Consider the following 14,724-nt stretch of genomic DNA (forward strand, 5'->3'; position numbering starts at 1 on the left):
GACCAATAGCTGATAATACCATAAGAATTAAGTACAACATAAAAAATGCAACAATGAAGGAAAAACATAGCAATTTACAAGATGCCATTTATCGGAATTTGCAAGAAAACGCAACTTACGCTTATGAAATATTAGTCGAAGACAATTCAGGACATATACTGATTGTACCCCGAACCAATAATATCGAGGCTTTTAATGAGAATATGAAATCGGCTAAAGATATTGTCAATCAAGATGGCGGTAATATCAAAGTAGATATTTATCGTGGTAAAAGTCCAAAAGCCGGATTAGTTACACGGTACAACATTGGTTTAGAGGAGAACAGGAAAGCTGAGAAACCTGTATCAAATCTGGCGCAGATAGAACAGGCGGTTGATATGGCCATTAAAAAATACCAATTCAGTAATAATATTGGTGGATTGGGAAGTATTGAAAACCTCAATATGCTATTCGGTGCATTAACAGGTAATGAAACTGAGAATGAAAACAATGGTAATGCTCTAAATGGTTTAGCAGGATTATTGGGGGCTGTCAATAATTCCAGGTATGAAAACACTTTGATGCAGTTTGAGAGAAAACTTAGCGATTACAAACAGGAAACCGAACTCAATACACAGAAAAAACAGTTGCATGAAATAACTACTGAACGAGATAGCCTAAAAAACCAAAATCAGGAATTAGAAAAAGCGAATACGGCGTACAAAACTGAGATATCAGAGCTGGAAACCCGACTTGCAGGGTATTCAAACACGGAATTATTAAAACGTGTAGCAACGGGTGTACTATCAGGAATTGGAAGTAAGATACTAGGAAATAGTCCAAAGGCTGCTGAATTAATGGGCTTATCAAAAGATGAGCTACAAGCTGCCCTGGGTTTTGTTGAAGAGGATGAAGAATTGCAAGGACATTCTTCCATTAGTCAACACGATGTTGACGTAGAAGAGATGCCAGTCCCAAAAACAGAGCAGCAAAAACAAATCTTTAATGCCATAAACGATACTGCAAAAGCACTAAAACAAAGCGATATTCAATTTGCTATTTATATGATAACAATAATTGGCAATTGCATGGAAAGCAAAGAGTTGACTAAGAGCATGGTTCAGCATCTCGAAAAGGAAAAACAACGTTTGAGCATTGAGGAAGATGATGAAAGCGCAGGGGAAGAAGAATAAAAGGATTTAAACAGCCAGGTTATGGCTCAATAACAATACAGATGCAAACAATTGAAAAAGTAAAGCAAATTGATATAAAAGCACTTATTGAAAAGGAAACCGGAACTTGCTTCAATAAAACTAATCAACTGGAAAAATGTCCTTTTTGTGGTAGCGGTAAAGGCACGAATCATTCTCCGGCTTTTAGCATTAAAAAGAAAAACAATTTCTTCAAATGTTTTTCATGTGGTTCCGGTGGCAGCACCATTGATTTCTTGATTTCTCTAAATTCAGGTTGGAACGAACATAAGGCTATCAAATATTTACAGGAGGAATATCTCGGCATTAAAGAGACGTTCCAACCATCACAGAATGTTACAAGTGCTTTCGACAAAATGCTTTTTGCCATAAAAAACAATACTAAAGAAACTGCTACTGATTACCTAAAATCTCGTGGAATTAGTTTTATTGATGATTTGCCTGACAATAGTTATTGGTACGATTCACACGCTAATGCCATTGTCTTTATTGATGCCAATAATCAACTTATTAACCGTAGGATGATTAATCCTGAAAAGGGTAAGTCGAAAGCCAAAAATAACGGAACGTTAAACGGCAGCATCTATGATAAAATGTACAATCCTGATTATGATGTTGTTTTCATACAGGAAGGCGTTGTAAATGCATTATCAATGAAAGGCTGTTCATCCATAGCTTTGTTTTCCACAGAGAATAAAATCAAGAATCCTAAAATCCTTCAAAAGTATATTGAAGGGAAAATCGTTGTTTTAGCAATGGATAACGATAGTGCAGGAAATAAATGTGCAGAGTATTATCAAGATTATATTTTATCCAACCGATTTGACATTAAATCACTACGTAGGTTAATATTACCGGAGAATAAGGATGCCAATGATTTACTTCAAGACAAAACAATTGTTGATTTTCTTCAAAACAAGAACAATTACCAATTGCTTTGGGAAGATATTATTAATAAGCCTATTCCAAAATTCAGCATTGATGAACTGGCCGACATCGAAGAATACAACTTTTATAAGAAAAATGGATGCTACTATGCCAATGAGTTTCATAAAAGTAAACCTGTTGAAAGAAAGCTATCCAACTTCCTGATGGATTCGGTTTATCACTTAATGGATGGCACAAAAGAAAGTAAACGGTTAATTAAGTTTCAACGAAATACAGGAGAGATTACAGTAAATGAAATAACAAGTTCGGAGCTTAACCTCGATAAGTTTAAGAAAGTAATTCGTAGCATATCAGGGCGTGGCTTAACTTTCTTTGGGAACACACAAAATCTTGACACTATCCTGACTTACCTGTACGATAACGAGAAAAATGCCATTGCTGTAAATCAGCTGGGTTATCAGCAAGAATCAAAAAACTATTGTTTTGCAGATGCTACAATAACCCATGATAATAAATTGCTTTATCCTGATAAGCTCGGCATTGTGAATCATGGCAAATCCGCCTATTATTTGCCTCCATTTGCATACACAAACCTTGACGATAAAAGTTATTCCGGACAACGTAAATTTACATACAAAGCAGGAAACCTGAACTTTAAGAATGGTCGGAACTGATTTATAATGCTTATGGTATTAATGGCGCAATTGGTATATCCTTCATCATACTTGCCTTGTATCGTGATTTCATACTTGAACTGACAGGCTTTTTCCCATTCCTGTTCCTATTTGGTGACCAGGGTGCTGGTAAATCAAATTTTGTCAACTTTTTTCTACATCTGTTTGGCGAACCGAATCATGGCATATCATTACTAAACTCAACTGATAAAGGTTTTTCTCGTTCGCTTACACAACGAAATAATGCACTTTATTATCTGAAGGAATACACCAATGCCATTGATAAGAAAACGGTTGATGTGTTTAAAACTGGTTACGATGGAGAGCTTTACACTATGGCTCAAAAAAGCAATGACAATAAAACTACAACGCTTGAAATCAGTTCTGCATGTATGGTAGATGGTAACGAGCTGCCTACATCAGAAGCTGCATTATTTGCCAGAATGATAGTACTACATTTTGAGGACAATAAGTTTTCAGATGAAAGCACCCAAGCTTATAAAATCCTTTTAAAAGAAAAAGAACAAGGTTTTTGCAACATAACCAGGGAACTTCTAAAATACCGGAATGTAATTGAATCGAGGTTTAAAACGGTGTTTGATTCTATCTTTTACGAACTAAAACCGGAAATAACAGCTGTTACAGAAATATCTGACCGACAGATTAAACACATAGCCTTATTGCTAACTCCTGTTCAGCTTTTACAAAACTATTTGGAGCTTCCATTCGATTATTCAACATACAAACAGTCCGTTATTGAGAATACAATTAAGCAAAATGAGATGGCCAGTACCATTAAAGATGTCTCCTTATTTTGGGAAGCCATTGCTTTTAAACTGAGCCAACCAAAAAGTGAGATTAAAGTAAACACGCATTACTTAAAAGACCCGGTAAATAAGAACCTGTTTATTAAATTTCCTCTCCTGTTTCCATATTACAAGGAATATGTAAAAAAGAATGGATTTAATGATTTAGATGCGAACTCATTGAAATCATTGCTCACATCAAAAGGCAATACATCTTTCATTCAAAATACAACACAGAAATCGAGAGATAAGGCAATTAATAAAAAACCTTTGGGAAGCTGTTATCGGTTTAAATATGAAGATATACCCGAAAGTATGGGGATAATAATAAATGATGTTGAACTGAACTTATAATACCGTTTTAATCGGTATTTTTTTTGTCCTTATTAAACTTGAAAAGATGTTGAACTAAAAACTTTGTTAACTATGTTAACCGTGTTAACCAAATATCTTATTATTCAGTACTACAACTCTTTAGCGGTTAACATGAGGTAAACATGGTTAACATATTTCCCTTTGTACCGACTTGTAGACAATGTAATATAGAATTAAAAAAAAGAATCAATAAATTTTTATAATGAGATATATCTCATTATATTTGTAGTGAGAATATTCTCATTTAAATATTTAGTTGTCTGTATGCCAAGGCGTAGAAGGTTAAGAAAAGTGATTGCTCCTCCTGGATTTAAAGGATATAAACCTTATGGGGCAAATCATTCTAAAAATGAATTTATTGAATTGCTTTATGAAGAATACGAAGCAATAAAATTGTCGGATTATGATTTTATGAACCACGAAACAGCAGCAAAAGTGATGGGCATTTCCCGTCCAACCTTTGCAAGAATTTACGAAAGCGCAAGAAGAAAAATTGCAAAGGCAATGGTTGAGGTAAAAGAAATCAGAACGGTTTATGGAAACGCATTATTAGATAAAAACTGGTATGAATGCCATGTATGCAATGCACGATTTACTATACCTAAAACACAAAACAAGCACTGCTGTGCAATATGTTCATCTATTAATATTAATCTTTTAAAAAATGATATATGAAAACAATAATAACATCATCTGGAAATATAACAACTGCGGTTTTTGATAAGCGTTTTGGAAGGGCCGCATGGTTTTGTATTTACGATGATCAAACCGGAGAAGCAGAGTTCATTGAAAACGTGAATCTCAATGCATCTAATGGTGCAGGTACGAAGGCTGCTGAAAAGGCTATTGAATTAAATGTTAAAAAAATAATCTCAGGCGACTTTGGCCCAAAAGCTAAAGAGCTGTTGGATAAGTTTGAAATTCAAATGGTCATCTTACAAGATGACAACTTAACAATTGAAAATATCATTAATAAACTTAAAAATTAGAATTATGCCAAGATTTGATAGAACAGGCCCAGAAGGACAAGGTTCTCAGACAGGCCGTAAAATGGGGAAATGTAATCCCAACAATCGGGAAACTACCGAACAAATTGATGTTAGTGAAACTTCTCGTGGATTAGGAAGAGGGTTTGGCAGAAGAACAGGTAGAGGTGCAGGTAAAGGTTTGGGTAGAAGGAATGGAAGGGGGAACGCTTGATTTCAGGTAGTTTAAAACTCAGTTTTAGATAATCGTGTATCCTTCAGGTATGCGATTATTTAATTCAAATAACGGGTATTCCAAGGTAAAAGCATTGACATTTAATCTTTTATCGGGGTTACTACCTATTTAGGTAGGTTGTTAGCAGAAAATAAACCAATTCTTTATGTATTGGCTTTTTCCGAAGCAATCTTTATTTATATAACATTGGAAGACCTTGTACCGCAAATACACAGAAAAACCAATTTCAAAGATTCTTTAGCACAAGTAAGCCTGATTTTAACAGGTATGTTAATCATTTATACATTAGAAAAAATTTAATAAACATGACAAAAAAAATTGCTTTGCCTGTTAACGAAACAGGAATACTGGATGCTCATTTTGGGCATTGTAAGTTTTTCGCATTGGTAAATACCGATGGCGATAAAGTTATTTCAGAAGAAAAAGTTGTGCCTCCCCCACACGAACCTGGTTTGTTACCTCAATGGTTAGGTGGGAAAGGCGTAACAGACATTATAGCCGGAGGGATGGGACAAAAAGCTATTCAACTGTTTAACCAAAACGGAGTAAATGCTTTTGTTGGTGCGCCCCAACTAAATGCCATTGAATTAGTGAAAGGACACTTAGACGGCACATTAAATTTTACGGCTAATTATTGCAATCATGATGCAGATCATGAATGTGGTGGACATTAATATAAAATTTGAATGAGACCAGAGTGTTATTTTTGTCACATAAAAACTGTGAAAAATCTGCTTGCTAAGTTTAATCCTCCAAAAACTGTTTCGGAGGATTTCATCTTTTCAGTGCATGAAATATTGGGGGATAATCGCAGTATGATTAATCCCAAATTAGCAACTAATATTCAACGCATTGCAAAACAAAAGTTGAATAACAAAGATTTGTATGCTAGTGAGAAACTAAGTGCTAATAAATTATTATTAGCTGATTATGAGTATTGGAGGAACTATATCGACAACAGTAATAATCCTTTTTATACAGCAGTTAGACTTGCCGTAGCAGGAAATATTATAGACTATGGGGCGCACAGCGTAAATGGAGATATTAAGGAACAAATAAAAGATTTAATTAACACTCCCTTTGCTATTGACAAATCAAAAGAGTTCAAGAAAGCTATTGATAAAGCTGAACGGATATTATATCTAGGTGACAATGCCGGGGAAGTATTTTTCGACCGATTACTGCTTGAAACTATACGTCATCCTAAAGTAACTTTTGTAACAAGAGGAGCGCCTGTAATTAACGATGTTACAATAGAAGACGCCAAACAGGTTGGTATTGATAATATATGCGAGATAATTGATAATGGGTTCGATGCACCATCAACTTTGTTGGAGTTTTGTTCTGATGAATTTAAACTGGCATATAATAGTGCAGACTTAATCATTTCAAAAGGCCAGGGCAATTTTGAGGGATTAATGAACGAGAAACACCCAAACACATTTTTTCTGCTTATGGCAAAATGTGAACCAATGGCAGAAATGCTGGGGTGTAGTATGAATGACCTTATAGTAACTCAGTTAAATTAATATTGACATGTCATACAAAATTGCAATAGCAAGTGGAAAAGGCGGAACCGGAAAAACAACAGTTGCAGTAAACTTATATGCCATGCTACATAAAGTATTAGGCAATAAAATAGAACTGGTTGATTGTGATGTGGAAGAACCCAATGATCTTATATTCTTTGAGGGTGCGATTAAGGAAAAACAGGAAGAGGTTTTTCAATTAATACCTCATATTGATACAGATAAATGTACTTTTTGTCGTGAGTGTGTTGATTATTGCGAGTTTAATGCCATTGTTGTAATACCACCTGTAAATTTTGCCGAAGTAAACAAAAGCCTGTGCCATTCCTGTGGTGCTTGTATGGTTGCTTGCAAGCATAACGCAATAACTGAGAATCCTGAAACAATTGGCTGGGTAAACTCATACCGGACAAAAAATATCAATGGCTTAAAAGAAGGCAGGCTCAAAATTGGTTCTGCTATGCAAACTATGCTGATTAAAGACCTCAAAAAAAGAGTGTCGGAAAATAATGAAATTGTAATTTTTGATGCCCCTCCGGGAACGAGCTGTCCTGTGGTAGAAACTATTAGCGATGCAAATTACGTGATACTTGTCACAGAGCCAACCCTTTTTGGTTTACATGATTTAAAATTAATGGTAAACCTTATGAAAGAAGTAGAAATACCTTTTGGGGTTATTGTGAACAAAGCTGGTTTAGGCAGTAATGAAGTATATAAATATTTAAAAAATGAAGGCATTAAACTTTTGGGTGAATTGCCTTTTAGTCGGGACTATGCAAGCATTTACGCAAAAGGAAATATTGTTGAAAACACACCTGATAACATAAAACTCAGTTATGAAAAAATAGTTGAGAATTTATCACATAAACTAATGAAATGAACATGAATTATGAAGGAGATAACTATTTTAAGTGGTAAAGGTGGAACAGGAAAGACAACCATTGCAGCTGCTTTGGCTTCGGTAGCTAAAAATGCTGTTTATTGCGATAATGATGTGGATGCTGCCGACCTTCATTTGCTTTTCAATCCAACAATACAGGAAAAATACGATTTTTCAAGTGGGTGGGCAGTTAGCATTGATAGCGAGAAATGTAATGCCTGTAGTTTATGTTTACAACATTGTCGTTTTGATGCGATTCATCAGCATGACAATGGAGAAATATATATTAATTCCCTGCAATGCGAAGGTTGTCGGTTATGTGAACGTGTATGTCCGAATGATGCTATATCTTCAATTGAAAATACAAACAATCACTGGTTTATTTCTACCTCCCGGTTTGGAACCTTAGTTCATGCAGAAATGGGGCCGGGTGAAGAAAATTCAGGTAAACTGGTTAGTCAAGTTCGTAAAAAGGCAAAGGAAATTGGATTAGCTTCTAATCTCAATTTCATTCTTAATGATGGCCCTCCCGGAATTGGTTGTGCAACTATAGCTTCAATATCGGGTACTAATAGGGTTTTACTTGTTATTGAACCTACAAAATCAGGATTACATGATGCTATTCGTCTTATTGAACTAATCAACTCGTTCAATATCGAAACCTATGCTATCATTAACAAATTTGATATTAACGAAGAAGTTGTAGAGGAAATTAAGACTTTTCTCAATGATAATAACATCCCCTTGTTGGCTCAGATTCCTTTTGATGAGAAAATGGTTGAAGCAATGACTTTAGGGCAAACTATTGTTGAGTATCAACCTGAATCAGAAATTACAGAAATCATCAAAACGGTATGGAAAAGATTGATAAACTAACAAATAAAGCCTTGCCGATTATAGCCTATGGCAATCCTGTTTTGAGGCAAAAAAGCCGGAACATCTACGATAGGGATATTTTGGTAGATAAACTTATTGAGGATTTATGGAATACGCTTGAAATATCAGGTGGAGTTGGGTTAGCTGCTCCTCAAATTGATAGCCAGCTTAACGCATTTGTTGTAAAAAGTACCTTAATGTATGATGAACTGGAAACAAATTACCGTAAGAAGTTATTTTGTGGCGACAAGGGTATTGAAGAAGTTTTTATAAATGCCAATATATTAGAATATTCCGAAGAAACAAACAAACTGACCGAGGGTTGCCTTAGTATCCCAGGAATAAGTGAAGATATAAAACGACCATGGGATATTATTGTTGAATATCTTGACAAAGATTTTGTTTTACATCGAAAAATGTTTTCCGGCTATACGGCAAGGGTTATTCAACATGAATTTGACCACACAAAAGGTTTGCTTTTTATTGACCATCTATCTGCTTTAAACAAAAAACTTACGAGAAATAAACTTAAGCAAATAAAACAAGGCAAAATACCAACTGATTATCCCATTCAATATTTAAAATACAGATAGCATGTTACAGCATATAGCTTTTGAAATAAAAGATAAGTAGAAGTAATTATGGCAAATTATTTAGATAAAGTAAAACACATAATCCTTGTTGCGTCAGGTAAAGGAGGGGTTGGAAAATCAACTGTTGCAACTAACCTTGCCGTTGCATTAACAAGAGAAGGCTTTTCTGCCGGGCTTTTAGATGCCGATTTATATGGACCATCTGTGCCTTTAACACTTGGCGTAAGTGACCAACACCCTCAAGTAGAAAAAAAGAAGAGGAAGAAGCAATTATACCAATTTCTAGATATGGTGTAAAAACCATGTCGCTTGGTCTGATAATGAAAAAGGAAGATGCTATAATCTGGCGTGGGCCAATGGCTTCAAAAGTTTTAACACAGTTGCTTGAAAATACCGTTTGGGGCGAACTGGATTACCTTGTAATTGATATGCCTCCAGGAACAGGAGATATCTGTATTACCCTTTCACAGAAATTGCCACAAGCAAAGGCTATTATAGTAATTACTCCGCAACAAATGGCTGTTGCTGATGGGCGAAAAGCTGCCAATATGTTCAAAACCGAAAAAATTGATATTGAAATATTGGGTATTGTAGAAAACATGTCGTGGTTCACACCCGAAAAACATCCCGATGAAAAATACTATTTATTTGGAAATGGAGGAGGTATTGAACTTGCCAAAGAGCTTCGTTGTCCTTTGTTGACTGAAATACCGCTTGTAAGTGATGTTTGCGAACTTGGTGATACTGGTAAAACGGTATTTGCATCAAACAGCAAATTAATTGTACAGGCTTTTGAAAAGCTGGTAAATAAAATAAGCAAATAATATGTTAACATAAAAATTAAAATTATGGAGTATCCGGTAGTAAATAAAGAAGAATGCACTGGTTGCGGTGTATGCGTAGAGGTGTGTCCTATGGCCGCTATAGAATTAATTGATGGTAAAGCGCAAATTAACAATGAGAAATGTCGTAACTGCGGCTTATGTTTAGGAGAATGTCCTGTTGGAGCTATTAAAGATTAATACTATGAAAATCAACAAACCAAAATTAAATTTATCAATAGACATACTCATGTTTATGTTAATGATACCAATTGCTGGTATTGGTTTTCTGATTAAATACGTGCTTGTTCCTGGCTTTAAACGAAATGATATTTATGGACGTGATGTTGAACTTTACTATTGGGGTATTGACCGACACCAGTGGGGAACAATTCATTTAATCCTGAGTTTTGTCCTGCTCTTTTTATTGGTACTTCACATTGTATTTCATTGGAAACAGATTATTGGAATTTTTAAAAAGATGGTACCAGCAAAAGCATTGCGAGTTATCCTAGGCTCATTATTGGTATTATTCACGTTTGTTTTTGGTATTGTTCCTTTTTTTCTTAATCCCGAAGATGATGAAAGTGTCTTAAACCATGCTCACAATAGTAAGCATGGTAAAGGCTATTCTTTTGAAGAAAGGCAATATAAAAACAAAGTTGAAGCAAAACCTGACATAGGACAAGACCAAGAAAAAATACCAGATGTAGAGCATCATACGGAGCTCAAACATGCTCACCAATCAGATATCGAAATATATGGGAACATGACTATTAATGAAGTTGCAGAAAAGTACAATGTTTCTGCACATGAACTGGCTAAAAGCATTAATGTACCTACTGCTAACAATAATAAAAGATTGGGAAGATTGCGTAAACAATATAATTTTCAGTTAAATGATATACGAGATTACATAGAGAGCAAAAACATGAAGGAATGATAAATGAACTAAAACATCAAATAATGGATATGCAACAACAATTTTCATCGAAAAGCCATTTAATTTCAAGGAATAAAAATGGAAATATTGATACCGTTTTAGTTGGCGAAGAAATAATTCTTGAAACATCTGTCGGAAATCTTATTCCAAGATATACCTTTGATGATGACTCTGGGAGAAAAAAGGAAGCCCCTGTAAAATTTTATAAAACAGGTGAATTAAAATCGTTGCCTTTAGAAAAGTTAACAGAAATACCCACTTCGGTTGGAACTATAAAATCCGAGTTGGTAATATTTTATAAAAGCGGTGCTTTGTATCGTACCTTCCCTTTAAATGGAAAAGTTACTGGTTTTTGGACGGAAGAGAATGAATGTGAATTGGCAGAAATCATTGATATACAAACGGCTGTGGGTGAAATTAAAGTTAAGCCAATCTATTTGCAGTTTTATGAAACAGGTGAGCTAGAAAGCTTACTGTTTTGGCCTAATGAGCATGTGAAAATAACAACAGATATGGGCGAAATGCTTATTCGAAAGGGTATTTCTTTTTATAAAAACGGAAAGGTAAAAGGCTTTGAACCCCTAGAAGAACTTGCCGTTAACAGTCCTATTGGCAAATTAAAAGTATTTGACCCCGACCCAAACGGCATTCAGGCAGAAAGTCATTCTTTATGTTTGAACGAAGACGGTTCTGTACAAAGTGTTATCACCTCATCTAACCAAATAGTAGTTAAAAAAGGTAGTGTTGAATACAAAAGGTTTTCACCCAAACTTGTAACAAGTTATTGCAATGAGAATGCTTTTTTTATATCGCCCCTAAAAATAGTATTTGGTGACAATTCATTGGTATTTAACAACATTAATGAATCTACCGAAAGTGTCTCCAAGGAATTGAATTACAAAATAATAGATTTTGTGCCCGATAAACCCATTTCGTGTTTTGGATGCGAATAATAATGTAAATATTTAATACAGACTTAAACAAATGATTTATTTCACAGAAACAGATATTGACCGTTTAATTGAAGACGATGTGCCTGCTGGCGATATGACATCTTATTTAATGGATTTTAAAGGAGAAACAGGACGTATTTCATTATTTGCCCGTCACTCCATGGTTGTATGCTGCATTGAAGAGGCAGAAAGAATGTATCGGAAAAACGGCTTACAAATAATGCATAGTGTTCCTTCCGGGACAAAACTATCAGAAGGAGATAAAATGCTTGAAGCGGAAGGAAATGCCGAAGCCATTCACTTAATTTGGCGCACAGGGCTTGCCATGATTGAATTTGCATCTGGAATTGCTACACGAACCAATTCCTTAGTTGAGGCAGCTCATGCTGTAAACCAGAATATTCAGGTAGCCGGAACCAGGAAACATCCACCGTATCTAAAAAAAATTGCATTAAAGGCTCTCATGGCGGGCGGAGGAATACCTCATCGTACAGGTTTATCTGATACAATCCTTATTTTCAGGGAACACCTCTTGTTTTCAGGGGGATATGAAAATATTGAAAACGTAATTACAAAAATCAGGAACAAGCAAAAAGAACGCAAGATAGTTGTGGAAGCACATAATATTTCCGAAGCTAAACTAATTGCAAGCTCAGGAGCTGATGTAATTCAAATGGATAAGCTTCCACCGAATGATTTTCCCATTTGTAAAAAAGAATGCGAAAAGATAAATCCATCAATTTGCATTATTGCTGCCGGAGGTGTTAATGCATCTAACGCTGCTGAATATGCCAAAGCTGGTGCAGAAGTATTGGTTACATCATGGATGTATTTTGCTCCTCCGGCAGACATTAAAGCGGTTATTGAGAAAATCTAACCATATAAAGTAAATGATGGATATAAAACTGGTAGATAAATGAATGATAATATAGAAAAAGGAGAGTGTGTTGAGTTGCCTAGTAAGTATGGCCACTTTAGGTTAATTCCTTTTTTAGAGAAGCAAACAGGACTTGAGCATGTTGCCTTGTTAAAAGGCTCCTTTGTGGAAAATGATATTGTGTTAACCCGAATCCATTCTGCCTGTGCAACAGGTGATTTATTTGGCTCGCTCAGGTGTGATTGTGGAGAACAGCTCGAAAAAGCCATGACTATAATTGAACAAAATGGACAAGGGCTACTCCTCTACCTGCAACAAGAAGGAAGAGGCATCGGCTTAATGAACAAAATAATGGCTTACAAACTCCAGGAAGAGGGTTTAGATACAGTTGAAGCTAATATTCAACTGGGCTTTGCCCCCGATGAAAGAAATTACCACATCGCTTCTTCAATTCTTCAACTGCTGGAGATTAAGAAGGTAAACCTGCTTACAAATAATCCTGAAAAGATATCGGGACTTGAATTAAATAACATACAAGTTGTTGAGCGTATTCCTTTGGTTATAAAACCAAATAAATACAATAAAAAATATATGAATACCAAACAGGAACGGATGAATCATCTGTATAATATTTTAGAAATTTAATAAGTAAAAATGAGGATAAATAACATACTAAATTTACTATTAATTGGTTGCCGGATATTTATAGGTCTTGTATTTATGTTTTCCGGTTTTGTGAAAGGTATAGACCCTTTGGGAACAACATACAAGCTAATAGATTATTTTAATGCATTTAACTTGGGATTTCTTGAACCTCTGTCTTTGGCTTTCTCAATCCTGCTGAATATGTCGGAGTTCCTGTTAGGTGTAGGTTTGGTATTTGGTGTTTTTCAACGTTTTTTTATATGGATGGTATCGGTGTATATGCTTGTTTTTACACCGCTTACTTTCATATTAGCCATTTATAATCCTGTTACTGATTGTGGTTGTTTTGGGGATGCCATTGTTATGACTAATTGGCAAACCTTTTTCAAAAATCTGGTTATTGTTGCTATTCTCTTTCCTGTTTTTCTAAACCGAAACAAATTAATAAGTTCATTAGGGTTAAAAAAACAATGGGTAATTACAGGAGTGGCAATTACCGGGTTTTTATTTATTTCAGCGCAAACCTATCATCACCTTCCTTATATCGACTTCCGCCCTTATAAAACAGGAACTTTTATTCCTGATGCAATGACCATTCCGGAAGGAATGCCAACCGATTCTTTTACATATTCTGTTATGTATAAAAAAGGTGATCAACTTAGAGAATTTGCCCTCGAAGATATTGCAAGTATTGATTCTACCTGGCAATGGGTAGAAACCAAATCGAAACTGGTAAGAAGAGGATATCACCCACCAATTCATGATTTTTATTTTACTAATAACGAAGGTGAAAATATTACAGATTCTATCTTACACAATTCCTCTTATGTATTTCTTGCTATCTCTCACAAACTAAATAAAGCAAATATGAAAGGACTGGAAAAACTAAAGACCAACTTTGATTTTAGCAGACAACACAACTATAACTTTTATTTGGCAACAGCATCGATAAGCGAAGAAATTGACTTTTGCACTTCGAAATATCAATTGCCTTTTCACTTTTATGCAGCAGATGACATTATGCTTAAAACGATTGTGCGGTCGAATCCTGGTCTGGTATTAATAAAGGATGGCACAATAATCAAAAAATGGCATCATAACGACTTTCCAAATAAAGAAGAATTACAACAATTGACCAGTAATTAATAGAGATGACAAAAATACTTAGTGAAATGCAGAGGGCTGAAAAAGGCATTATAAAGCAAATTAGGGGTGGTAAAGAATTGTTGGCAAGAATGGACAGTCTTTCGCTTTATATAGGAAAAGAAATAGAATTGGTTTCAAAACAATCAAAACGGGGCCCGGTAGTTGTGAAATTAGGAAACACTCAGGTAGCCATAGGTTCGGGAATTGCTCAAAAAATAATAGTTGATGTAAAATGAAACGAAACATGGCCAAATAATTAATAAGATATTCATAATAATTATTTGATTATGTGAAGTTCCATCTGGCA

The 14,724-nt window shown here is 35.0% G+C and carries 20 protein-coding genes; all 20 read left to right on the top strand.

What is annotated here, in order from left to right:
- Positions 1–53 precede the first annotated feature (53 nt).
- Positions 54–1,172: a hypothetical protein gene (locus ACRD62_RS10055; protein ID WP_430819998.1), complete on the top strand. Its 1,119-nt coding sequence runs from the start codon at positions 54–56 to the stop codon at positions 1,170–1,172.
- A gap of 41 nt (positions 1,173–1,213) precedes the next feature.
- On the top strand, positions 1,214–2,752 hold the full coding sequence (locus ACRD62_RS10060) for a CHC2 zinc finger domain-containing protein (protein ID WP_430819999.1): 1,539 nt from the start codon (positions 1,214–1,216) through the stop codon (positions 2,750–2,752).
- A 56-nt stretch (positions 2,753–2,808) separates the two neighbouring features.
- Complete coding sequence (locus ACRD62_RS10065; RefSeq protein WP_430820000.1) at positions 2,809–3,912, top strand: hypothetical protein; 1,104 nt, start codon at positions 2,809–2,811, stop codon at positions 3,910–3,912.
- 249 nt (positions 3,913–4,161) lie between these two features.
- A complete protein-coding gene (locus tag ACRD62_RS10070) occupies positions 4,162–4,608 on the top strand; it encodes a DUF134 domain-containing protein (RefSeq protein WP_319399572.1) in 447 nt (148 codons plus the stop codon).
- Entirely contained in the window at positions 4,605–4,922 is a 318-nt protein-coding gene (locus ACRD62_RS10075) for a NifB/NifX family molybdenum-iron cluster-binding protein (protein WP_430820001.1), read from the top strand. Before ACRD62_RS10070 ends, ACRD62_RS10075 begins: the two co-directional genes overlap by 4 nt.
- Positions 4,923–4,926: 4 nt before the next feature.
- Complete coding sequence (locus ACRD62_RS10080; protein WP_319399570.1) at positions 4,927–5,133, top strand: DUF5320 domain-containing protein; 207 nt, start codon at positions 4,927–4,929, stop codon at positions 5,131–5,133.
- Positions 5,134–5,459: 326 nt separating this feature from the next.
- Positions 5,460–5,828 carry a NifB/NifX family molybdenum-iron cluster-binding protein gene (locus ACRD62_RS10085; RefSeq protein ID WP_430820002.1) on the top strand — a complete coding sequence of 123 codons (369 nt, stop codon included), beginning with the start codon at positions 5,460–5,462 and terminating at the stop codon, positions 5,826–5,828.
- A 12-nt stretch (positions 5,829–5,840) separates the two neighbouring features.
- Positions 5,841–6,683, top strand: a complete 843-nt coding sequence (locus tag ACRD62_RS10090; RefSeq protein WP_324292779.1) for a damage-control phosphatase ARMT1 family protein — start codon at positions 5,841–5,843, stop codon at positions 6,681–6,683.
- A 7-nt stretch (positions 6,684–6,690) separates the two neighbouring features.
- A complete protein-coding gene (locus ACRD62_RS10095; RefSeq protein ID WP_319399567.1) occupies positions 6,691–7,563 on the top strand; it encodes an ATP-binding protein in 873 nt (290 codons plus the stop codon).
- Positions 7,564–7,572: 9 nt separating this feature from the next.
- Complete coding sequence (locus tag ACRD62_RS10100) at positions 7,573–8,439, top strand: ATP-binding protein (protein WP_319399566.1); 867 nt, start codon at positions 7,573–7,575, stop codon at positions 8,437–8,439.
- Positions 8,418–9,032, top strand: a complete 615-nt coding sequence (def, locus tag ACRD62_RS10105; RefSeq protein ID WP_319399565.1) for a peptide deformylase — start codon at positions 8,418–8,420, stop codon at positions 9,030–9,032. Before ACRD62_RS10100 ends, def begins: the two co-directional genes overlap by 22 nt.
- A gap of 48 nt (positions 9,033–9,080) precedes the next feature.
- Entirely contained in the window at positions 9,081–9,329 is a 249-nt protein-coding gene (locus ACRD62_RS10110; RefSeq protein WP_319399564.1) for a P-loop NTPase, read from the top strand.
- A gap of 5 nt (positions 9,330–9,334) precedes the next feature.
- On the top strand, positions 9,335–9,856 hold the full coding sequence (locus ACRD62_RS10115) for a P-loop NTPase (RefSeq protein WP_430820003.1): 522 nt from the start codon (positions 9,335–9,337) through the stop codon (positions 9,854–9,856).
- A 24-nt stretch (positions 9,857–9,880) separates the two neighbouring features.
- Complete coding sequence (locus ACRD62_RS10120) at positions 9,881–10,054, top strand: 4Fe-4S binding protein (protein WP_301200387.1); 174 nt, start codon at positions 9,881–9,883, stop codon at positions 10,052–10,054.
- Between the two features lie 4 nt (positions 10,055–10,058).
- The gene (locus ACRD62_RS10125; protein WP_430820004.1) at positions 10,059–10,796 is read left to right on the top strand and encodes a DUF4405 domain-containing protein; all 738 of its coding nucleotides are present in this window, start codon (positions 10,059–10,061) and stop codon (positions 10,794–10,796) included.
- Entirely contained in the window at positions 10,793–11,749 is a 957-nt protein-coding gene (locus ACRD62_RS10130) for a hypothetical protein (RefSeq protein WP_430820005.1), read from the top strand. The genes ACRD62_RS10125 and ACRD62_RS10130 overlap by 4 nt, the downstream gene beginning before the upstream one ends.
- Before the next feature lie 31 nt (positions 11,750–11,780).
- The gene (gene modD, locus ACRD62_RS10135; RefSeq protein WP_301200382.1) at positions 11,781–12,626 is read left to right on the top strand and encodes a ModD protein; all 846 of its coding nucleotides are present in this window, start codon (positions 11,781–11,783) and stop codon (positions 12,624–12,626) included.
- Between the two features lie 39 nt (positions 12,627–12,665).
- Positions 12,666–13,271: a GTP cyclohydrolase II gene (gene ribA, locus ACRD62_RS10140; RefSeq protein WP_430820006.1), complete on the top strand. Its 606-nt coding sequence runs from the start codon at positions 12,666–12,668 to the stop codon at positions 13,269–13,271.
- Between the two features lie 9 nt (positions 13,272–13,280).
- Positions 13,281–14,417 carry a BT_3928 family protein gene (locus tag ACRD62_RS10145; RefSeq protein ID WP_319399558.1) on the top strand — a complete coding sequence of 379 codons (1,137 nt, stop codon included), beginning with the start codon at positions 13,281–13,283 and terminating at the stop codon, positions 14,415–14,417.
- 5 nt (positions 14,418–14,422) lie between these two features.
- On the top strand, positions 14,423–14,653 hold the full coding sequence (locus ACRD62_RS10150) for a FeoA family protein (RefSeq protein ID WP_301200376.1): 231 nt from the start codon (positions 14,423–14,425) through the stop codon (positions 14,651–14,653).
- Positions 14,654–14,724: the final 71 nt, after the last annotated feature.

The sequence above is a fragment of the Carboxylicivirga caseinilyticus genome (genome assembly GCF_050589785.1).
Classification (GTDB): Bacteria; Bacteroidota; Bacteroidia; order Bacteroidales; family Marinilabiliaceae; genus Carboxylicivirga; species Carboxylicivirga caseinilyticus.